Annotated in this window: 21 protein-coding genes, 1 pseudogene and 1 riboswitch; of the genes and pseudogenes, 14 read left to right on the top strand and 8 right to left on the bottom strand. The window is 42.9% G+C overall.

Annotation, left to right across the window (positions count from 1 at the left end; all coding sequences use genetic code 11):
- Positions 1-68 precede the first annotated feature (68 nt).
- From KI742_RS01340 to KI742_RS01310, 7 genes are all read left to right on the top strand, one after another.
- Positions 69-461 (top strand): hypothetical protein, encoded by a 393-nt coding sequence (locus KI742_RS01340; RefSeq protein WP_005385575.1) that lies wholly within the window; start codon positions 69-71, stop codon positions 459-461.
- Between the two features lie 127 nt (positions 462-588).
- The gene (locus tag KI742_RS01335; protein WP_017635149.1) at positions 589-945 is read left to right on the top strand and encodes a diacylglycerol kinase; all 357 of its coding nucleotides are present in this window, start codon (positions 589-591) and stop codon (positions 943-945) included.
- 21 nt (positions 946-966) lie between these two features.
- Positions 967-2,622 carry a phosphoethanolamine transferase gene (locus KI742_RS01330; protein WP_213866912.1) on the top strand — a complete coding sequence of 552 codons (1,656 nt, stop codon included), beginning with the start codon at positions 967-969 and terminating at the stop codon, positions 2,620-2,622.
- A gap of 123 nt (positions 2,623-2,745) precedes the next feature.
- A complete protein-coding gene (locus KI742_RS01325) occupies positions 2,746-3,678 on the top strand; it encodes a Gfo/Idh/MocA family protein (protein WP_285384946.1) in 933 nt (310 codons plus the stop codon).
- A gap of 218 nt (positions 3,679-3,896) precedes the next feature.
- A complete protein-coding gene (locus tag KI742_RS01320; protein WP_005373685.1) occupies positions 3,897-4,328 on the top strand; it encodes a YccF domain-containing protein in 432 nt (143 codons plus the stop codon).
- Between the two features lie 690 nt (positions 4,329-5,018).
- A complete protein-coding gene (locus KI742_RS01315) occupies positions 5,019-5,357 on the top strand; it encodes a hypothetical protein (RefSeq protein ID WP_017635147.1) in 339 nt (112 codons plus the stop codon).
- Between the two features lie 257 nt (positions 5,358-5,614).
- Complete coding sequence (locus KI742_RS01310; RefSeq protein ID WP_285384947.1) at positions 5,615-6,463, top strand: patatin family protein; 849 nt, start codon at positions 5,615-5,617, stop codon at positions 6,461-6,463.
- Between the two features lie 142 nt (positions 6,464-6,605).
- Here the strand turns inward: KI742_RS01310 and KI742_RS01305 are convergent, their stop codons facing one another.
- Positions 6,606-7,454, bottom strand: a complete 849-nt coding sequence (locus KI742_RS01305; RefSeq protein ID WP_206958741.1) for a pirin family protein — start codon at positions 7,452-7,454, stop codon at positions 6,606-6,608.
- Between the two features lie 401 nt (positions 7,455-7,855).
- Here KI742_RS01305 and KI742_RS01300 point away from each other — a divergent pair, with 401 nt between their 5' ends.
- The 5 genes from KI742_RS01300 to KI742_RS01280 all read left to right on the top strand — a co-directional run bounded on the left by KI742_RS01300 (position 7,856) and on the right by KI742_RS01280 (position 10,749).
- Complete coding sequence (locus KI742_RS01300; protein WP_005373691.1) at positions 7,856-8,065, top strand: cold-shock protein; 210 nt, start codon at positions 7,856-7,858, stop codon at positions 8,063-8,065.
- A gap of 240 nt (positions 8,066-8,305) precedes the next feature.
- Positions 8,306-8,515, top strand: a complete 210-nt coding sequence (locus tag KI742_RS01295) for a hypothetical protein (protein ID WP_005373692.1) — start codon at positions 8,306-8,308, stop codon at positions 8,513-8,515.
- A 50-nt stretch (positions 8,516-8,565) separates the two neighbouring features.
- Positions 8,566-8,706: a PA3496 family putative envelope integrity protein gene (locus tag KI742_RS01290; protein ID WP_017633782.1), complete on the top strand. Its 141-nt coding sequence runs from the start codon at positions 8,566-8,568 to the stop codon at positions 8,704-8,706.
- A gap of 237 nt (positions 8,707-8,943) precedes the next feature.
- A riboswitch (purine riboswitch) is annotated at positions 8,944-9,043 on the top strand.
- 89 nt (positions 9,044-9,132) lie between these two features.
- On the top strand, positions 9,133-10,149 hold the full coding sequence (locus tag KI742_RS01285; RefSeq protein ID WP_213867594.1) for an adenosine deaminase: 1,017 nt from the start codon (positions 9,133-9,135) through the stop codon (positions 10,147-10,149).
- A gap of 126 nt (positions 10,150-10,275) precedes the next feature.
- Positions 10,276-10,749: a peroxiredoxin gene (locus tag KI742_RS01280; RefSeq protein ID WP_005373699.1), complete on the top strand. Its 474-nt coding sequence runs from the start codon at positions 10,276-10,278 to the stop codon at positions 10,747-10,749.
- A gap of 50 nt (positions 10,750-10,799) precedes the next feature.
- On the opposite strand, the gene KI742_RS01275 is transcribed toward KI742_RS01280, so the two are convergent.
- From KI742_RS01275 to yghU, 3 genes are all read right to left on the bottom strand, one after another.
- Positions 10,800-11,207, bottom strand: coding sequence for an SPOR domain-containing protein (locus KI742_RS01275; RefSeq protein WP_005373701.1), 408 nt, complete (start codon positions 11,205-11,207; stop codon positions 10,800-10,802).
- A gap of 212 nt (positions 11,208-11,419) precedes the next feature.
- On the bottom strand, positions 11,420-12,589 hold the full coding sequence (locus KI742_RS01270; RefSeq protein ID WP_285384948.1) for a D-alanyl-D-alanine carboxypeptidase family protein: 1,170 nt from the start codon (positions 12,587-12,589) through the stop codon (positions 11,420-11,422).
- A 1,183-nt stretch (positions 12,590-13,772) separates the two neighbouring features.
- Positions 13,773-14,630 carry a glutathione-dependent disulfide-bond oxidoreductase gene (gene yghU / locus KI742_RS01265; RefSeq protein ID WP_005373705.1) on the bottom strand — a complete coding sequence of 286 codons (858 nt, stop codon included), beginning with the start codon at positions 14,628-14,630 and terminating at the stop codon, positions 13,773-13,775.
- 253 nt (positions 14,631-14,883) lie between these two features.
- Here yghU and KI742_RS23520 point away from each other — a divergent pair.
- Positions 14,884-15,003, top strand: a pseudogene (locus KI742_RS23520) (dihydrofolate reductase); the annotation flags it as partial.
- A 64-nt stretch (positions 15,004-15,067) separates the two neighbouring features.
- On the opposite strand, the gene KI742_RS01260 reads toward KI742_RS23520, so the two are convergent.
- From KI742_RS01260 to KI742_RS01250, 3 genes are all read right to left on the bottom strand, one after another.
- Positions 15,068-16,522 (bottom strand): sucrose-6-phosphate hydrolase, encoded by a 1,455-nt coding sequence (locus tag KI742_RS01260; RefSeq protein ID WP_285384949.1) that lies wholly within the window; start codon positions 16,520-16,522, stop codon positions 15,068-15,070.
- Positions 16,523-16,553: 31 nt separating this feature from the next.
- Complete coding sequence (locus KI742_RS01255; RefSeq protein WP_213895371.1) at positions 16,554-17,477, bottom strand: aminoimidazole riboside kinase; 924 nt, start codon at positions 17,475-17,477, stop codon at positions 16,554-16,556.
- Between the two features lie 165 nt (positions 17,478-17,642).
- Positions 17,643-19,082: a sucrose-specific PTS transporter subunit IIBC gene (locus KI742_RS01250; RefSeq protein ID WP_025767958.1), complete on the bottom strand. Its 1,440-nt coding sequence runs from the start codon at positions 19,080-19,082 to the stop codon at positions 17,643-17,645.
- Positions 19,083-19,317: 235 nt separating this feature from the next.
- On the opposite strand from KI742_RS01250, the gene KI742_RS01245 reads away from it, so the two are divergent.
- A complete protein-coding gene (locus KI742_RS01245) occupies positions 19,318-20,304 on the top strand; it encodes a LacI family DNA-binding transcriptional regulator (protein ID WP_005373712.1) in 987 nt (328 codons plus the stop codon).
- 63 nt (positions 20,305-20,367) lie between these two features.
- On the opposite strand, the gene KI742_RS01240 is transcribed toward KI742_RS01245, so the two are convergent.
- Positions 20,368-21,741 (bottom strand): carbohydrate porin, encoded by a 1,374-nt coding sequence (locus tag KI742_RS01240; protein WP_258642368.1) that lies wholly within the window; start codon positions 21,739-21,741, stop codon positions 20,368-20,370.
- Between the last annotated feature and the right edge of the window lie 380 nt (positions 21,742-22,121).

The following is a 22,121-nucleotide window of genomic DNA, read 5'->3' as shown; positions in this document are numbered from 1 at the left end:
GACAGAGCCCAACAATAAAACAGTGTACATTTAATCCATAAGATTCACACACTAAATGGGTAGTACTCATGTATAAATCTTTTATCCTGATTATGGCGCTTACTTCTACGCTTACAGCTTGCGCCTACAACCAAAAACCTGTCGTCGACATGACCAATGTCGACCCTAGTACATATGAACAAGACTTTCTTTACTGCCAAGGCTATGCAGAAAATGTCGACAAATCAGAGGCAGCGAAATCTGAAGCCACTAATGGGGCAGTTACAGGCGCATTGATCGGCGCAGCTGCTGGTGCGCTAGAAGACGGATTAGGTGGAGCGGCTGTCGGTGCTGCTGCCGGCGGTGCTGTAGGAGCTGGAGCTGGTGCTTTGAGTGGAACAAATGATTCAACCAAAACTCAATCTCTCGTATTGCGTAAATGCCTCCAGCACAAAGGCTATACCGTCTACGATCTTGATTAAATAAGCACTTTTCTTAAATTATCGCGCGATGGATTCTATTCACAAATGTTTCACGCTGTAACGATTAATCTCGTTACCTCTCTGGGATATGTGTTCCATCCCAATGCTTAAATAGTAAGGTCATATTTTGAAGCCAGGTAAAACAGGTATACGCCGTGTCATGGATGCGACCGGCTATTCATTTCAAGGATTGAAAGCCGCATGGACACACGAAGCCGCTTTTAGACAAGAATTGATTCTCGCCTTGGTGCTTTCCGTCTGTGCTTTTTTCCTTCCTGTCACCACATACGAAAGAGTGCTGATGATCAGTAGCCTGTTCTTGGTATTGATCGTCGAACTCATTAACTCCGCCGTAGAAGCGGTTGTCGACCGTGTTAGCGATGACTGGCACGAGCTCAGTGGTAGAGCCAAAGATATTGGCTCAGCAGCAGTATTTGTTGCGTTAACTCTTGCCCTTTTTATTTGGGCTTCGTTCTTGCTCTAATTTTTATTCAAGACACTCATTATGAAGACACATGATTTACAACAGAGAGGTATCTCTTACGTTACCTTTACTTTCCTGTTGGCGCTGTATTTCGCTCTCGTCGTAAATATCCCTATTTATAAAGAACTGATCGGCATCTTTACACACTTAGATAATGTCAAGATTGGATTTATTATCACAATACCAATTTTCTTTCTTGCCGCGCTCAATTTCCTTTTTAATTTATTTAGTTGGCCTTGGATCGGCAAGCCGTTCTTTATAATTTTAATCATTGTTTCAAGTATGGTGAGCTACGCAAGCTATAACTATGGCACACTTTTCGATTCTGGAATGATTGCCAATATTGTTGAAACCGATTCGAGCGAGGCGAGTTCTTACCTGAGTGCTCACTCTGTAATTTGGACGCTGATTATGGGAGTTATCCCATCGATAATTGTCTTTAAGGTCAAGCTGCAATCTCAACGTCACCAATTACTGTACTTCTCTGTTACCAAATTAGTATCGATGCTGTCGTCGCTAGCTGTCATCGCCGTCATTGCCAGCGTGTACTATCAAGACTACGCATCTGTAGGGCGCAACAATAGCCACCTAAAAAAAATCATCATACCCACCCAGTTCGTTTACAGCACGACCGGGTATGTGAAGGAGAAATATTTCACCACGCCAGAGCCATATCGAGAAATCGGCACAGATGCAAAGCAGTCAGATAGCGCCGTACAGCAAGCACAGCGCAAACCAACACTACTGGTTTTTGTCGTAGGAGAAACCGCTCGAACGCAGAACTACCAACTCAATGGCTATACACGAGAGACAAACCCTTATACTAGTAAATTGGATGTTATCTCATTTCAAGACGTCGCATCTTGTGGCACCGCGACTGCTGTATCTGTGCCTTGTATGTTTTCACAGCTCACGCGAAACGAGTTTGAACGCACCAAAGCGGATAACCAGGACAATGCTCTCGATATAATGCTGCGCGCTGGGGTTGACCTCATTTGGAAAGAAAATGACGGTGGGGATAAAGAAGTAGCCCACAAGATCAAGAAAATTGAAGTGGATCGAAAGCAAGTAAGCCCTATGTGTAATGGCCAAACTTGTTACGACATGGCGCTATTAGATCATTTTGATCAGGAAGTCGCGGATATGCACGGTAACCGAGTGGTCGCCATGCACCTTATAGGAAGCCACGGTCCGACCTATTTTCAGCGTTACCCAAGAGACAACGCCTTCTTTAAACCAGACTGTCCACGTGCAGATATCGAAAACTGTAGCATCGAACAAATAGTGAACACATATGACAATACCATACGCTACACCGATCTTGTATTGGCAGAAACCATCAAAAAACTTAAAGCGTTAGAGTCTGAGTATAATACCGCGCTAATTTATATATCGGATCACGGTGAGTCACTAGGCGAAAATGGATTGTTCTTACATGGTATGCCTTATGGCCTTGCACCAGATTTCCAAAAACGCGTTCCTTTGATCATGTGGCTGTCTTCGGGCTTTAAACAAGCGAAGCAGATCAATACCGACTGTTTGTATAAACAAGCACAGAATGCAGGCCAATACTCACATGATAACGTATTCCACTCTTTATTAGGCATTATGGATGTACAAACTCAAGCCTACGATAGCAAGTTAGATATATTCAAAGCCTGCCGAGCCGTTTCCTGAATCATTCAATAAAGCCTGGCTCAAAGTGTGAATCAGGCTTTTTCTAACAAGGTATTTAAACTCATCGCCGCGCCAAGCGTTATACTGACAGTCCGCGATCCATACATCGAGATAAGGACTAGGATGAAAATTGGTATTATTGGTCTAGGGGATATCGCTCAGAAAGCATACCTTCCTGTTATCACTCAGCTTCCAAATATCGAACTTGTATTTTGTACCCGCAACCCAAACACACTTGAGAGCCTGGCTAAGCAGTATCGAATCTCAGAGATCTGCCAAGACTACCAGCAACTTCTACACTTTGGCGTCGATGCCGTCATGATTCATGCGGCAACAAGCGTACACCCTCAAATAGCGGCATTTTTTCTGCAGCATGGAATTCCAACCTTTGTCGACAAACCATTAGCGAACAGTGCTGATGACGTGGAAAAGCTGTACGACATTGCTGAAAAAGAGAGACAGCCACTCTATGTGGGCTTTAACCGTCGTCACATTCCACTTTACAACCAACATATGCCACAAGTGCAGCAAGGCAACATATCTGACTTAAAGTCGCTACGCTGGGAAAAGAACCGTCACCAACTACCGGGGGATGTTCGTACCTTTATATTTGATGATTTTATTCACCCATTAGACAGCGTTAACGTCACAGCCAAAGCCGATCTAAGAGATGCTTATGTAACTCATCAACTTGAAGGTGGTCAGTTGGCGCGTTTAGATATTCAGTGGCAACATGGAGATACTTTGCTCCACGCCTCGATGAATCGCCACTTCGGTATCACTACAGAGCGCGTTCAAGCTTGTTATGCAAACAAGGAAGTTGAGTTCGACTCCTTCGTTGAAGGCAAACTATGGCAAGCTAACCAAGAGCAAAAAATCAATTTGAAAGACTGGACGCCAATGCTGACGAGTAAAGGTTTCCATTCGATGTTGCTCGATTGGTTTGGCGTCGTTGAGTCTGGAAATATTGCTGATGAAGTAGTAACACGCAACATTGCCAGCCATCGATTGGCAGAGCAAATTTGTCAATATCTCGAGAAAATTGTCTCTAGATAATGCGATTCTTGGCTATATGCTTGATTGAGTATTACGCTCTATACTAAAAAGACTTGCCTTAAGGAAGGCATTCATTCTCTGTTAAGACTACGGCGATTATTCTATCAATCAGGTGAATGAGGGCACAAAAGCACACATCGACAAAACAGACGGTTTAGATTTGTTTTACGGTGCTCTCAGGTATCTGAATCATCACATTCAAGAATAAAGGAAATAGAATGAGAACACTTGGTAACATCATTTGGTTTGTATTTGGTGGCGTATTTATGGGGTTGCTATGGTGGTTTTTTGGTATTTTGGCCTTTATTAGCATCATCGGAATACCTTGGGGGCGTGCGTGTATCGTTATGGGTAATTTTTCCTTTTTCCCATTCGGTAAAGAGGCCATCTCACGCGATGAATTGACCAATGAAATGGACATTGGCACGAGTCCGCTCGGCGTTATTGGTAACGTCCTTTGGTTTGTATTTGCAGGCCTTTGGTTAGCTATCGGTCACGTACTTTCTGCCGCAGCATGCTTTGTCACCATAATCGGCATTCCGTTTGCGCTCCAACACCTCAAGCTAGCGGTTATTTCACTCGCACCAATTGGTAAAACGGTTGTATCGTCAGAAGAAGCTGCAATGGCTCGATACAACATCAATCGTTAGCAAAAAGCTAATGCGCTTTCTATCCTCTGGGCAGTCATGCTCAGAGGGTAACGCCCGTCAAAAGTAAGCCTATAATCGCTATCGCATATTCAATAATGGCTGATTGTATATTCATACCGTCACCTTTACGTTGAAGTTTATCCTAGCTCAGCACTGCTTTACTTTTATAATTAATTAATACACCCAAGTGAGTTCAAGATGCTAGACTCATAGCGTCGTCACTGACTCAAACTCCAAGAACGACGTAACGAAAAAGCGAGCTATCCTATGCTCGAAATATGGATTCTTTCCCCCTCGAAGTAGAGTTCAACAACAAAAAGACGAACTATAATCATAGCCAAAATTAATGCTTTTCGACCTAAAATATCTCACATCAATCAAAGAAAGCTTCTAAGATTTTCTCTTTTTGAGTAAATATAGACAGTTACAGTAGCGAAATTCTTCTCGGTAAAACTCCCCACTCAATCTCATGATCAGTTTTTTTAAAAAACAACAAAAATTCGTTGTTATCTAGAGTAATTATTTTATTTGTCGCAGAGCAATTCCATCAATATCATTTGCGACATCGGAGTGCTAGAGCATTGAACTTTTTAGCATTTATCACAGGTATAGAACGTAAAAAACCTTTTATTACTTATTTTTCTTTTTACATATGTTCTAACTCAACGTCTATTCAGACAGGAATATACCGTGGATAAATATCAAGCAGCTTATGCTAAGCGTCTAGAGAAACTAAATGGGGATCCATCTCCTAAAACGATAGCCCGCCTTTCGGCTTGGGATGCGTTTTTTAACAAGGAGTACGAGCTCCAAGACTTGGAATACCAGCTATCGGACGCTGCGCACCAGCACTATGAACAGTCGCATGCGAAGAGCGACATTAGCTTCAAAGAATTCAAACGAGCGTTCTATAATGAATCCATCAAAATTTACAATTTAACTGATGGCGCTTCTATCCAGAAAGTATTCACCCCATTACTTTTGCTTACAACGCTCTGGATAGTGTTTGTATGCCTATTTAACAAGTGATCATCAAACTATTCCAACAACGATCAGTATGGGACTACAGGTATGGCTCTATGTAAGGGGGCTAATTCGCTCGGTCTCCTTCACTAAATTAGCGACTCAATTACCCGCAATTCCATAGGCTAAAAGTGACAAGGGCATCCGTTGATGCCCTTTTTATTCAAAGGAACGCAACCTAGACCTTTGGCCCACTTGGGTATAAAACCATTATGCGTTAAGCTGCACGCTATTATCCGATTGATAAAGAGTGGAGCGAAGTGATGGAAAAAGTAGGCTCTCGAGCATTGATTGTCGAAGGTGGAGCCATGCGAGGCGTATTTTCATGCGGCATACTCGATCATTTTCTTGCTAGCGAGTTCTCTCCATTTGATAGCTTTTGGGGAGTGTCTGCGGGTGCTAGCAACTTGGCTGCCTACTTAGCTAAAATGCCCGGACGTAACTTAAAAATCTACCTCGATTACAGCTTAAGAAAAGAATTTATCTCTCCATCTCAACTTCTACGTGGTGGTGATATGATGAACTTAGACTGGATGTGGAATGTCACCCTCGAAGAACTTGGCATCGATAAATCTGCGCTCAAAGCTGATTCACGACCTTTCTTTTTAGGCGTGACGCGTCAAGACAATGGGCAAGCGGAGTACCACCTTCCTGATATCGACGACTTGGCAGAAACAATGAAAGCCAGCAGCGCACTGCCTGTACTTTACCGAAATGGTGTATCACTGAACGGAATTCAATACGTTGATGGTGGCGTCTCAGACGCACTTCCTGTTGCGGAAGCAATAAATCGAGGAGCCAAAAAGATTATGGTTTTACGCAGTCAGCCCGCAAGCTATCAAAAGCCAAGAGGAAGATTCAGCGCCCTAACTAGGAGGATGTTGAAAGAAACGCCCGGATTAATTGAACCGATGTTGACACGTGAAGTTCGCTACAATCAGACCTTAGCGCTGATCAACAACCCACCACCTGGTATCGAAATCATTCAAGTGTGTCCTCCTGAAACATTCAAGTTGAAACGGCTGAGTCGATCGCCAGCACCACTGCGTCATGCTTATGAGTTAGGAATTGAAGCAGGAAAGGAAGCCATCATACGATGGAGTCAGAAGTAGAAAAAAGCCACGTGGATTAAACGTGGCTAACGCAAATTCGATGGCAGTGGATTATCGTATTTGCTTCTGGTCGAGCCCAATATTCAGGCTCAAAACTGTTTTAATTTGCTCGCTAACTGAAAAAGCGAGTAGGCTGTCAAAACTAGTAAGTTTCAAACAACCCAGAGTTGTAGTCTTGGATGGCTTGTTCTATCTCTTCCATGCTATTCATGACAAAAGGGCCATAATGCACCACGGGTTCATTAATTGGCTCACCAATAAAGATCAGTGCACCACTCTCTTTTTCGGCCTGCAATTCAACCCATTCACCTTTCGATAAAATGGCCATTTCGCCTTGATTGATCTCACGACCTTTTAATTGAATACGACCTTTATAGACATAGAGCATCATGTTGTTGTCTTGCTCCGTGTTCAAATTCAAAGCTTGACCACCCATCGCTCTCCAATCGGCTACCGTGGCGGCAACACCTGTCTCTGTTAGCGGCCCCTGAATTCGTTCGTTGTTTATAGTCATATGACCCGCAATCAAACGTACAACCCCCGTATTCGGAGTATCAAACTCAGTGATCGTTTCAGGTTGAAAGTCATGATATTGAGCTGGCTGCATCTTATTTTTCGCAGGCTGGTTAATCCAAATTTGGAAACCATGCAGTTCGCCTTCCTTCATAATAGGCATTTCGCTATGGATGACGCCTCTTCCTGCCGCCATCCACTGTGCTCCACCGGAACGAAGCTCGCCAACATTATCCATATGATCACGATGCTGGAAATGACCTTTCAACATATAAGTAAGAGTCTCGATACCGCGGTGCGGATGCGGAGGGAAACCGCCGATATAGTCAGCACGGTCTTCTGATTTGAGTTCATCCATCATCAAAAATGGAGAAAAGCTAGCATGATTGAAACCCGCTACTCGGCGAATTTTCACTCCATCACCATCAGCAGTAGGTTGCGCAGGAATAAGCTGACGAATGTCTCTGAATGTACTCATACTAGTTCTCCTAGTTTATCTGTGTGACCGCTTGCAAATCGCATGTTCAATCTATGGCTATCGATAAGGTTCTATTTTAGGTTGATGAGCTAAAATTATGAGCCATACTATTCGTTCTACTTATTCAACTTTTTCGAACAATACAGTTTATCGAGTTAATAATGAGCACATTTAATTTATCTAAAATAAATGTAGCTATTTTCTAAACAAGGTGTATAGTGTGCCTTGGCTCTTAGAAGAGAGCTGTTAATGCAACATTTAGTTTAAGTTTCCTCTCAGTAAAATCTTGAATCCCCAATTCAGACACCTGCGTACAACTTCCTCTTGATTGAACATTCAATAGCTTAGAAAAGATCCACAAAACAAACCATAATTTTAATGTTTAATTCAAAGGTATTTTTATGTCTAAAGTAACTGGTTCAGTAAAATGGTTTAACGAAACTAAAGGCTTCGGTTTTCTATCTCAAGACAACGGCGGCCAAGATGTATTCGTACACTTTAACGCTATCGTTTCTGACGGTTTCAAAACACTGACTGAAGGTCAGAAAGTAAGCTTCAATGTAGAGCAAGGTAAAAAAGGTCCTCAAGCGACTGAAGTAACTCCTCTATAAGACTGCTTTTCTTGGTGTAGCATGCCCATGCTGCACCAAACCTCTCTCCTTCAAAAATATTCTTTCATCAATCACTCAGCCTAATTTTAGGCATTGCTTTGTGCTATCTAAAATAAACTGAATAGTACTGCTTAATTTATTATTTATAGGAAAAATCATGTCCTCAAAAAGAACTGGCCGTCAAAGGCATTGGTATCAATTACTTAACAAAGATAAAATCACTAAAAAACAGGAGAATAAATGTTAGAAATTGAATTTAATTTAGAACAACCTCAAACCTCTTGGAACGCTAAAATACATCAATTAAATGGTGATATTTTACGAAGACACGTATTACCGAAACTTCTTTCTCATAGCTTTATGATCGATTTTGAATATTGTGAGAAAACGCAATCTGGAACTATTCTCTGTGATTCAGGTTCAAAGTTAGGAAGTTTTACTGTTAACTGATTCAGTTTTCATGCATTAATGGATAATGCAACTAATTTGGAAGGTATCCAATGGCTAGAAAAAGTAAGAAGCAGTCAGAAAAAGACAAAAAAGAGTCTGAACAAAACGCGGCGGCGGTAAAGCAGAAAACTCGACGCCGCATAGAAGACATTATGGAACAAAGAGAATTTGATAAGTTATTCGATCTATAAATGCTCTCTAGTGCTTTCTCTGCCTTTATCGTTGTGCAAGGTACCGCCACCTACCTTTGCTCAAACGAATCTCCACTCTTTTAGACTACTCTTCTAATTACACGTGCCTCTCACACACGCAAAAACAACTGGCTCCTCTATACTCAAGTGACTTGCAAATAGTCGTTTCGCTCACAGGAAACCCCGTGACTAATGACAGCTAGGTTATTTGCGTATAGCCAAAGCGATATTTTTGCGTATAATCCCTCTCGTTTGCTTCGTATAACCCCAATGATATGGTTTGGGGGTCTCTACCAGTTCCCGCAAAGTGCTGATTACGAAGAGTTGAGATCATCGTGGGTCTTACTCTTTGTGATAGCGTTCGATTTATTTCTATCTATACCTATTCTTAGAGTAACTGCATCCACAATACACATAAGGTGGAATATGAACGCATTTATTCAAGGTCTTCCAAAAGTAGAGCTGCACTTACATATCGAAGGTTCACTTGAGCCGGAACTCTTATTCAAATTAGCAAAACGAAACGGCATCGAGATCCCTTACTCTTCTCCGAGTGAACTACGCAGCGCATATCAGTTCACAGACTTACAATCATTTCTCGACCTCTATTACCAAGGAGCGGGAGTTCTGCGTACGGAGCAAGATTTTTACGATCTCACTTGGGAATACTTACTGCACTGTAAAGAAGACAACGTTATTCATACCGAAATCTTTTTTGACCCTCAAACACACACAGAACGCGGCATAGACTTTGACACCGTTATCAATGGAATCGCTCGCGCGCTAAAAGATGGTCACGAAAAACTTGGCATTACCTCGCAAATTATTGCGTGTTTTCTCCGTCACCTTCCAGAAGAGAGCGCCATAGAGACCCTACAGGCTATTCTGAAACACCGTGATAAGATCATTGGTGTTGGACTAGATTCTTCAGAACAAGGTCATCCGCCAGCTAAATTCAAGCGCGTATTTAAACAAGCAGTAGAAGAAGGCTTACTTACCGTTGCTCACGCAGGAGAAGAAGGCCCCGCACAAAATATTAGCGATGCAATTGAAATGCTTTACGTGAGCCGCGTGGATCACGGTGTTCGCTGTGTTGATGATGAAGCATTAGTTGAATCCTTAATCGAAAGCCAAATGCCACTGACAGTGTGTCCGTTATCGAATCTTAAGCTATGTGTATTCGACGATATGAAAGATCACAATATTGTGGATTTGCTACGAAAAGGGGTCGCCGTAACGATTAACTCAGACGATCCTGTGTACTTTGGTGGCTACATGACGGACAACTTTTTGGCCGTCAACAACGCACATCCAATGAGTAAGAGTGAACTTGCCCAATTTACAATGAACGCGATTGATGCCAGCTTTATCGATAACGAGTTAAAGGCGAAATATCGTCACCTTGTTAGCCAATACGTAAACCAGCACGAAGCGTTGCAATAAAGGCATCAGTGCCACGCCTAAGGTCAAACGCGTAGGTATTAAAACCCTACAAAGACTCTGTGGTTAACCGCATTTATAAACGCTAGACTGAGAAAGCTAAACTAGCACACAAAAAGGAATAGAATCATGATTCAACAAGGCCAAGCTCTACCAGTTGCAACTCTAAGTGAGTTGACTGCCGATGGTATGGTTAACCACGACGTTACAGAACTGTTTGCGAACAAGAAAGTCGTACTCTTTGCTGTACCTGGCGCATTCACCCCTACCTGTTCAGAAGCTCATCTACCAGGCTATGTGGTATTAGCTGATGAGCTAAAGGCAAAAGGTGTTGATTTAATTGCTTGCGTTTCTGTAAACGATGCATTTGTGATGCAAGCGTGGGGCGAAGCTCAAAACGCTTCTGAGATTCTGATGTTGGGTGATGGCGACGCTAGCTTTACTAAAGCATTGGGTCTTGAAATGGATACAGGCGGCTTTGGTGGTATTCGCTCACAACGTTACGCGATGATCATTGAAAACGGCACAGTGACTAAGCTTAACGTTGAAGAGCCAAAAGAGTTTGAAGCAAGCAAAGCAGAAACGATTTTAGCGGCGCTTTAAGCTTACTCCTAAATACAAAAACGGAAGCCATCGCTTCCGTTTTTTGTTGGCTAACGCATTCTCACAACACTCGTTTGTTGCTTACGCTGCATTTCCGCAAAAGTCAGCACAAACGGGGATGACTGCTTTACACGGCTTGGTAATGAAGAAAGCGCATTGTAGGCATCCTGTTTCGTTTTAAAATCACCAACAGTTACCGTATACCAACGCGTGCCTCGGCTGTTTTTCCAGTTAACCCAAACCGGATGCTTAGGATCGATATAGCGAATATAATCTTTCACATCTTTTTCTTGCTTTAGCGCGAGTACCTGCATTGTGTAATGGTTTGGGTTTAAATAACCATATGCATCCTGAGAGGTCATGACTCCAACACATTGGCCGCTATCGACCTCCTGCTGGTAAGGCATAGCGCAGCCCATGAGCGATAAAATCAATGTCAAAGATAAAATCTTGTGCACGTGTCACTCCATTCTTGTTCTAGTTTCTTTTCTCTCGCACCCAAAAACACAAAACGCTCTTGGTCAGGTAAAAACACACCCTTACAAGAAGGCCTGCGTTTTAACGCAACGAGTATTCCAAAAACGTAAGGCGACCACGTTGGTCGCCTTAGTAAATTGATTTAATAGAACATTAACTAGATAGAGTGATATAGAGAGAAGTTCGCTACTGTTTAGAACCAGCTAGCGACCAATTGCTTAAACCAGTCTAAAATTCGCTTGAATAAACTGCCTTCCTCCACGGACTCCAATGCAACGAGCTCGGCTTCATTTACGACCTTACCTTCGACTTTGTAAAGCACTTTACCAACCACTTGTTGCTCAGAAATTGGCGCAACTAAATCACCGTTGTATTCAACTTCCGCTTGCAGCTTTTTTACATCTCCTTTTGGCAAAGTGAGATAAACATCGTTAGCTACGCCGACAGTAAGCTCGTCTTTTTCGCCCATCCAAACTCGAGCTTTCGCAAGTTCCGCACCCGCCTCAGTCGGCATTACCGTATCGTAAAAGCGGAAGCCATAACTCAACAGCTGCTTGCTTTCTGATTCACGAACATTCTCGCTCTTCGCTCCCATCACTACGGCAATCAAACGCATATCACCTTGTGTTGCAGAAGTCGCTAGACTATAACCCGCACCGCTTGTATAACCAGTTTTCATGCCATCGACATTCATACTACGATCACGAAGCAAGCCATTACGGTTGTATTGAGTGATGCCATTGTAAGTAAACGAGGTTTCGCTATACAGCGGATAGATATCAGGTAAGTCACGAATAATCGCTTGGCCCAACTTGGCAATATCATAAGGTGTCGAATATAAACCGTCACTGTCTAGGCCGTGAGGGTTGGTGAATGCCGTGTTAGACAATTCAAGCTTGGCGGCCCAACTATTCATCAAACTCACAAACCCTGATTCACTTCCCGCAACATGCTCAGCAATAGCAACACTGGCATCGTTACCAGATTGAACAATCAGACCACGGTATAAGTCAGACAAAGAAACGGAAGTATTGACTTCAATAAACATTTTTGAAGAATCTGGGAAATTTTTTGCCCAAGCATTTCGGCTGATGACAACCTCATCATTCAACGTAATATTGCCTGTATTAATTTCTTGACCAGCTACATAAGCAGTCATCAACTTCGTTAAACTCGCAGGGTTTAAACGTTTGTGGGCATCACGTTCAACCAGTACTTTCCCCGTATGGAAGTCCATCAAAACATAACCACGAGCACTGAGTTCTGGCGCATTTGGCACAACTGAAGGCGCAGCATAAGCCAACGAGGATACAGCAGCGAACCCTGTAATTAACACTGTGTGTAATATAGTACTTTTTCTCATCATGACATCTTATCTTAGTAGCATTTAAGGCTTACAAACGGTACCCGAATGAATTCAAAGCGCGGGATTACCTAGTTAAAAAACGAGTATATTGAAACGGCGCTCAGTTACAGCCACCTTGTTACGATTGGTTACTTTTACTCAATGTTTGTCGAAAATAATGAGAGGTAGGTAGAGCTTTCGTCTTGAAGAATGAAACAGGAGCGAAAATAATTCCGTAACGCTATGTTTTTTGAGAGGAGAGAAAAAGCGCACAAGTCAATTCAGGGAGTAAGTTGGTATAGGAAAAGTAGTTGAGCTTTTATCCATATCTAAATAGGAAACAACAAAAACAACCAACAATAAGCCCAGTTAATTACTTACCAAGAAAACATATTGAAAACGCATCATAAAATCGCAATTAATTATCGATAAATTTAAAAACCTCAGATTATAATTTATGTAAATTTAATTTATTATTAAATCGGAGAAAAATACAGCTTTCCTTTCTTAAAACTAAGAGACGATTTTTTCGATGTTTTTAGGTTTATCTCATCAGAGAACTTGGTATAACAGTGAGGGATAAGGCATCCGGACTTAGCGCGAAAGGATAACCCACTGTTATTTAAGTTCACACGCTGCTTTTTAATGACTAGAGACTTTAAACTGCGGTTACCTTCGGTTTGTGCGGCTATTCTTTGACGTATCCCAACCCAGTACGACTCAAACGACGACATCATACATATCCTCTTTCATGATATAAGCATTAATAATTAAACATCGCTAAAAGCTAAGCTTGTCATAAATAAAAGTATTAGAAATTAATTTTATTTCATCAAAAAAAATCAACCCGCATATTCCACACAAATTTAGTGGTTATGTCAAATATTAATTATCATTAATTTTATTTATAATGGATATAAAATCAGTTTATAATTTTTAAATAATTTAATTATTAGAAAGCAGTATGACCAGTCCATATTTAACATGGAAATATGAGCTTTGTTTTGCATCATAATATATAAATACATTAAAGATTCATCTACGAACTAAATGCTCTTCAAGAGGTGATATAAATTAGCATTTCGAGACTAAATGAGAATAAAAATAGCGCACCGTATATGGTGCGCTATAGATTTGATTAAGGTCACTGTATAAGCATAGATAAAACTAAACTCATTTGACGTAGCTAGGCCAAGATTGCTTATGGTTTAAGTTTCAATACTTTATCAATATCTTCTGCGCTGTGGCGCTCAGGTAACTGCTCCCATTCTTCACCCCATGAACGGTTCACAATTCGACCACGTTTTACCGCTTCACGCTCATCAATTACTTTTGCCCAACGCACAACGTTTTTGTAGCTTTCTACGTCTAAGAATTCAGCCGCATCGTAAGCACGACCCAACACAAGGTTGCCGTACCATGGCCATGTTGCGATATCAGCGATGCTGTACTCATCGCCACCTAGGAATTCATTGTTCGCAAGACGCTTGTCTAATACATCTAACTGACGTTTTGCTTCCATTGTAAAGCGGTTGATTGGGTACTCGAACTTCTCTGGTGCGTACGCGTAGAAGTGACCAAAACCACCGCCTAGATATGGCGCAGAACCTTGCAGCCAGAATAACCAGTTCATTACCTCAGCACGCTTAGCGCCTTCTTTTGGTAAGAAATGATCAAACTTCTCTGCTAGATAAAACAAGATGTTGCCAGATTCAAACACGTTCACTGGCTCAGAACCCGAACGGTCAACCAATGCCGGAATTTTAGAGTTTGGGTTAACAGCCACAAAGCCAGAGCCAAACTGGTCGCCATCGCCAATCTTAATCAGGTATGCATCGTATTCTGCTGCCGTTACGCCAGCCGCCAAAAGCTCTTCAAACATGATCGTCACTTTCTGACCATTTGGGGTACCCATTGAGTAAAGTTGGAATGGGTGCTCACCAACTGGAAGCTCTTGCTCATGACGTGCGCCAGAATCCGGACGGTTGATGCTCGCCCACTGACCGCCGTTTTCATTATCGTTTGTCCAAACTTTTGGTGGAATGTATTCGTTAGCCATTGTTTTCCCTTATTGTGTTTGAATGCATCTTCAAACTGACGGGTCTTACGCGCCAGCAAGCATTATTAACATCACCTCTTCGCCAACTGCGATTAGGCATACTCAAGATATTAGGTCGAATTCGCTAAATAAAAGTCCTGCAATCTCTTTTAGTTAGAACCTTTGGTTATGGAATTTTCTTTCACGCTATAAGTAAAAACGTCGCGGTAATGTGAACTAGGTTCGAGATGCCAACGGTGAGTAAGCTACACTCGGCTGCGCACCTCTATTTGGGGATTTAGAACAACCGCTAAACTTCAAAGTCACCAAGAATGAAGTTGTTCTGGATACCTTAGTTCAAACAACTTACGTGCGTGATAGGCAGTTAAGTTAGATAGTTAGAAAGAAAAACGCCCTTCACTAAATCAATGAAGGGCGTTTTAATGTATTCGAAACCGTTACTTAGCTGATTCAAACAAACCAGTTATACCTTTCAAAGGGAAAAGCCTTGCTTGCTCCAACCCTCTCAACGTTACCGTATTGAGGTCATCAATAAAGAAACGACTGGTCATCGTGTGTTTGCCGCCATTAATGAAAATCTCGATGACAGAATTGTCGATATACATCTCAATCGTCTGCTTAGCGTCCAATCTTGGTGCTTTTCGAATACCACCAAATTCTTCTGCGTACAAATGAGACATGTGACGACGGTCCAGCATAAACTCGTGCTCTGTCGCACTAAAGACGATGTTGTCACCTTTGAGGTTACTCAGCTCAAGTTCAAAGCCATCGCCCTCAAGGTCTAATTGGATCAAACAACTTGTGCTTTCCAGTGTATGGGATTGTGCAAAGACCACCTCTTCTTTTCTTAAACTCTCCAATTCAGGGAGTGGAGTTTGAACAAGAAAACCATCTTTCAACGTTAGTTCTCTAGGAAGAGACAACATTCCTGCCCACTGGTGTGTGACCGATGGTGTGTCGATTTCTGGCAACCCTATCCATGCAATAAGAATGCGACGCCCATTCTCATCTAAATAGGTTTGTGGGGCGTAGAAATCAAACCCATAATCTGGCTGCAAAATATCTTGGTGGTTTTCTAAAATCATCGACTCTAGGTTCAACTGATCACCCACGATATACGCAACAGAATAGATGTTTTTGAAATCATAAGGATTATTACTGCTCACGCCCTGTGGAGAAAACAGCATCACCGATTGACCATTAATCTCAAAGAAATCAGGACACTCCCACATGTACCCAAGGTCAGAAAACTTGGTCTTGATAGGACCTTTATGCTGCCACGTTTTCAAATCTTTGCTTTGATAGAGCGCCATTGAACCATGCTCGGTTTTGGTTTGAGCACCCACCACCATCAAATAGTCGTCGCCTTTCTTCCAAACTTTTGGATCACGAAAGTGCTCCGTGTAATGTTCGTTCTCAATGACCACACCATGCTTTTCAATGTTGCCGTCTGAATCCATGGTGGCAAAACACTGTGTTGGGATTCGATTCCAGTTTTGGTCACGCTTGTTGCCAGTAAAAAACAGCAAAGCCTTGTTGTTTTCCACCAAAGCGCCGCCCGAATATACACCATGTGAATCGTAGTCTTGGTCAGGATGAAGACCCACGCCATGATCAGTAAAATGGATGAAGTCTTTAGTAGAAAGGTGATACCAATACTTCATTCCATGGACTGGTCCCACAGGCGTCCACTGGTAAAAGATGTGGTGCTCACCATTGAAATAACACAACCCATTTGGGTCATTTAACAGCCCAAATCTAGGGGCGATATGAAAACTAGGAAAGCCTTTATCTTGCTGACGTAAAAGTGTCATTTCTTCGATATCACACTGAGGGATTTGCTCAAGTCGGCGATATCTTTGCTCTACAGTCCAACGGTTGTTTAAGCTCATAATTTTTCTCAACTGAAATTGGATCTGGAGATCATTGCCCAATAAATTGCAGCAACTCTGTCTGGGTCGGAAGCGCAGTCATTGCGCCTTTTTGCGTCGTCGCTAATGCACCACAGCCATTTGCCCATTGAATCGCAGAGCTAACAACAGGATGATTTTTCCAATCGTCATGCTGAGACAGACATGCCAGTAGCCCTCCGACAAAAGCATCACCCGCACCTGTGGTATCAATCGGACTAACGACTTGACCAGTGATCAGCTCACTCTGATTTTCAAAGACGCGCCAAACGCCTTTAGCACCTTGTGTCACCAAGACCAAAGCAATATTCAAAGAGGCTATTTGTTGTAAACCTTGCGCCATCGATGTTGAGTCAGTTAAGAACAAAAGCTCCTCTTCAGAGAACTTAACCACATCAGCCATCGCTACAGCCTTCATCACGACAGCTTGGATCTCTGATTGATCTTGCCACACTTCATCGCGCAAGTTAGGGTCAAAGCTAATGAAACCACCAGCGGCTTTTGCTCTTTTGATCGCCTCAAACGTGCTGCTTCTACTTGGCTCATTTGCCAGTGAAATTGAGCAAACGTGTAGCCAGTCACCTTGCTTAAAGTTTGGGATGTCTTCAACAGACATAAACTGATCAGCGCTCGGTTTTACCATAAACGTAAAGCTGCGCTCACCTTGCTCGTCTAAATCCACCACCACTGTTGATGTTCTTTGCTCAGGATCTTTAACGAGAAACTCCGTGCTCACGCCCTCTTGATCGAGCGTTGATTGCATGAAGCGACCAAATGGGTCATCACCCACACGTCCAAAAAACGCACTCTTACCAGATAGACGAGCAATTGCTACGGCGACATTCGCTGGTGCACCACCGGGACATTTGAGTAAAGAAGTCTCAGATTCCGGTATTAGATCGACAACAGCATCACCAGTTACCCACACTTGATTCATCTTGCTTACCTTGAAATTAAAGCCCTGATAGTCCAACGTGTTGAACACCTTCACTACCAAGTAAAAATTGAAAAAGGCTAGCCAAGCCATTAGTGCTTGGCTAGCACCCCAAACATTTAGGAAAAGAAGTGGATTTTGGGGGACTCCACCCTTAAGGAGTTCAGATTAAGCCGCTGCTTTTCTACCAACTTTAGCGCGGTCACGCATACCAAGAACAATGGTGAGAACAAATGCGGTCAAGAACGCGATCACCATACCCGCGATGTAGTATCCAATCTTCTCTGGCGTAATAGAAATGATGCCTGGAAGACCTGCTGCACCCAATGCCTGAGCTTTCACATTAAACATTGTAATGAACGCGCTCGATAACGCCGCAGCGCAAACTGCCGCAATAAATGGGTAACGTAGTTTTAGATTAACACCAAACATGGCTGGCTCTGTAATACCCAGCAAACCCGTAACACCCGATGGAATCGCAATACCTTTCATCTTCTTATCTTTGCTCATCACGCCCACCGCCAACGCTGCCGCTCCTTGAGAAACGTTAGACATCGCCGCAATAGGAAAGATAAAGGTGCCGCCCGTCGTCGCAATATCCGCAAGAAGTTGAGTTTCAATCGCAATGAAGCTGTGATGCATACCAGTAATAACAAACGGAGCATAAATAAGACCAAATACCGCACCACCAACAAAGCCAGCAGTGTTGTATAGCCAGTTCAGACCATCACCCAATAGGAAACCGATATCACGCGTGAACGGACCGACGACAGTAAACGTCAGCAAACCCGCTATGAAAATCGCCAGTAATGGCGTTAAAAGGTTGTCTAAAACAGAAGGTATGACTTTACGTAAGCCTAGCTCAACCTTCGCAAGAATGAATGCCGATACCAAAACCGGTAACACCGAACCTTGGTAACCCACTTTTTGGATTTCAAAGCCAAGAATATTCCAAACCGGAATGTTGCCAGACACAGATGCGCCGCCGAATCCCCAACCATTCAGCAAGTCAGGGTGAACCATCAACATACCTAGCGCCGCCCCTAAATATGGGTTACCGCCAAACTTCTTACTGGCTGAAAATGCCAGCAGAATAGGCAGGTAAACAAACGGCGCGTTCGCAAACGTGTTGATCATGTTCGCCAAGTCTGTCAGTCCTGGGTTGGCATCAATCAAAGATTTGCCATCAATGAACAAGCCTTGAGCAGTCAATAGGTTATAGATACCCATCAACAAACCACCAGCGACGATTGCGGGAATGATTGGGACGAAAATATCAGACAGCCCTTTCACCGCGCGCTGAACAATGTTTTGTTTCTCTGCGCCAGCAGACGCAACGTCGTTGGTGGACATTTCACTCATCCCCGTCAACTTCGCCATTTCTGCATAAACTTGGTTTACGATGCCAGATCCAAAAATGATTTGGTACTGACCCGCAACTTTGAACTGCCCTTTTACTCCTTCAAGGCTATCAATCGCTTGTTCATCTATTTTTTGCTCATCTGCAACGGCAAGGCGTAAGCGTGTCGCACAATGCGCAAGTGCGGTGATGTTGCTTTTACCACCTAATAGAGTTAACAACTCTTTTGCTACTGCCGGATAATTCATTTCATACCCCATTGGATTATTATCTGAGCTTGCGAAATTTTCGGGAACGTTTGCAAAACAGATTTTTGCTCAATAAAACCAAATGATCAAAGATAAAGCAGAGAGAATGTGAGAATGATCGTCAAATTCTCTCCCTAAGAGCAGTATAGGAGGTTAGAATCGCTACTTATCAAAGAGCTTTTCATCTTCTCTTTGCAAACAATCCCAAAAACGAAAAACAGAATGGATAGGAACAATGGCGAGTCTGCATGATGTCGCCCGTCTGGCTGGCGTATCAAAATCAACAGTGTCACGGGTTATAAACGATGAATATGGCGTAAAAGAAGCGACAAAACTGAAAGTCCGCCAAGCAGTAGCGGAGTGTGGCTATGTGCCAAACCAAGTCGCTAAAGATCTAAAATCTCAAAAGACCAATCTGGTTGGTGTCATTGTTCCTCGGGTTTCCTCTCATGCCACATCCCAAGGTGTCGATGGATTAACCGATGTCCTTGAAAAAGCAGGGAAACATGTCTTACTTGCTAGCACTCACCAAGCCCACGAAAAAGAACTGGAATACATTCAGATCTTTAACCAAAAACGGGTTGAAGGGATCATTCTTTACGCCACCCACCTCGATTCCAAGCTGGTAAAAGCAATTCAAAACTCAGCCGTTCCAGTTGTGCTCGTCGGTCAAGATGGTTCCATGTTTAATATTCCAAGCATCATTCATGATGACGCACGAGTAGGGTTTGAAGCGGGAAATAGACTGGTTGCAAAAGGTTGCCAAACCATGGGTTTTATTGGCGTGCAAGGTGACGATATCGCGGTAGATAAGCAACGCTCTGAAGGATTTGTTCAAGCGCTGCAACACCATGGTTTTGAGATCGCCTTCCATGCTCGTGGTGACTTTACCATCGATTCTGGCTATTCATTGGCAAAACAACACTTAACAAAGAACCCTAAGCTAGATGGCTTGTTCTGTGCGACAGACCGTATTGCTATCGGTGCGATGAGAGCGATTCAAGAGCTCGGGTTAACACCGGGTAAAGACGTTTTAGTGCTAGGAGTTGGTGATGATGAGCTCGCATCAGTGTGTACCCCAACCTTATCAACATTTAACTATGCATTTGATAAAGCGGGTGAAAATGGTGCGAAACTGCTACTAGATAGAATTGCCAACAGAAGTTTTGAAATGAGTAAGATGGTACTAACCTTCAAAACAATTGAGCGTCAGTCCTGTTAATGAAAAAGCGCCAACTGAAATCAGTTGGCGCTTTTCTTATTACTCTTTGTCGGTTAGATCCCTTTAGAACCAAGTTTCCATTTGCAGTGCAAACAGAACTTCACCACCATCACCCATCGTTGCAGCACCCGCATCCTGGCTAATCGAGTAGCCATTCAAGTCTTCGCTCCAATCAACGTAGCTAACTGCAAAACGTAGCTCCGGACGGTCAAAGAAACCTGCAGCGGTAGACATCTTAAGCGTTGGTGCGATTGTCGCTTTGTAAAAACTGCCACTTGCTTTATCAATCGCATTGTCTAGGTCCATGTATTGGTATGAGCCTTCATAAACCATCTCAAAGTTCTGCGTAAACTCTTGCGCTAAGCGGATGTTGAACGATGCCCACGTAAATTCATCATTTTTAGCAAAGCGATCTTGGCTGTGTTCTGCTAGCAACGCAGGTGCTACACGCCAGTTGTCGCCGATGCGTGTTACACCATAGCTGAACAAGCGTAAGGCTTTTGCGTCTTCTAGCAAATCACCGTTTGAACCGATGCCTTTAAGTTCTGCACCCAATCCATCACCCATCAAAATACCAGTTTTAGAGAAGCCTTCACTCATGCCAAAGAAGGTATCGCCATGGTAGGCAAACATCGCATGTAAACCTTTGTCCGCTGCGCCTTCTACGCGAGCATTGTTATCAGCAGACGTCATGCCGCTCAGCATCAATTGCCAATTACCGAAGCGGTTGTTCATTGTCGTGATATAGTTTTCAACATCTGTTGACGAGCTATCAATCTCACCAAAATCACGACCATAGATCGAGAAGTTTGCTTTCCACGAATCGCTCATTTGGACGTCATACACACCAGCACCAGTACCAGATAAGAAAACAATATCCGAGTCAAAGAAGTGAATGTCAAAGTTATCACGGTCAAATCGTTTACCAGCCCAAAACGTCGCGTCAGCAAAAGCTCTTGATTCAGAGAACATACTCAACTTGTTTAGCTCAGCATATACCTGACGAACGTTTAATTGACTCTCGCTCGCCGTCCATTCGTTATTGGTTTCCGTACTATCTGCCAACATGATTCGGAACAATGCGCTGGAACCATCATCTGCAAAACGTTTGTGAATAAGGTTTGCTTCCACATAATGATCATCCTCTACCCCTAATCGCCCAATTGGCGCGCCAATAGCACCAGCTGCCGTCATGTAAGGACCAGTACCCACTGCACCATTCAGATCGTCATTAATCAGTAGCCCGGAACGAGCGTAGCCATGAAACTCAAAGCTTGAGGCTTTCTCATTTGCTTCTGTGGATGCTTTTTCTGTCTGCTCAAGTCTCTGTTCTAATTCATTAATTCGCTTTTCAAGAGCGTCAACATCTGTTGCTGCGAATGCAGGTGCTGTAACCAGCCCAAGCGCTACTGCCATCGTCAAAGTGTGTAGTTTCATTTCCATAGTCTCACGTAAATTTATACTTAGGTTATTTGCAAACGTTCCCAAGTAAAATTGCAAACTTATGGTGACTTTAAATACCCATCTAAAGTCTGAATTTCAGAGCGCTCGTACTCAGAGCGTATCTACCACTTGTATCAATGAGGGCGATAATATATAAACTTTTCGGGAACGTTACCGTTAAGAGGCCATTTTGTTACTTCTATCACGTTCAATTGTGTTACTTACAGAAAAATCATTAACCAGCGCACATTTGAATTAATTGTTAGCGCTAGAGGAAGTAGTTTGAAGGTGACAGGCTACAAAGAAGGGGTTTAGTGTTCATTTGAGAGAATAGTGCTCACTCGCTTCCCTATGCTACTTGATGGTAACTCATC

This window comes from Vibrio sp. D417a, from assembly GCF_030248595.1.
GTDB lineage: Bacteria > Pseudomonadota > Gammaproteobacteria > Enterobacterales > Vibrionaceae > Vibrio > Vibrio alginolyticus.
Note: the sequence above shows the minus strand (reverse complement) of the source record. Positions and strands in the feature narration are given on the sequence as shown.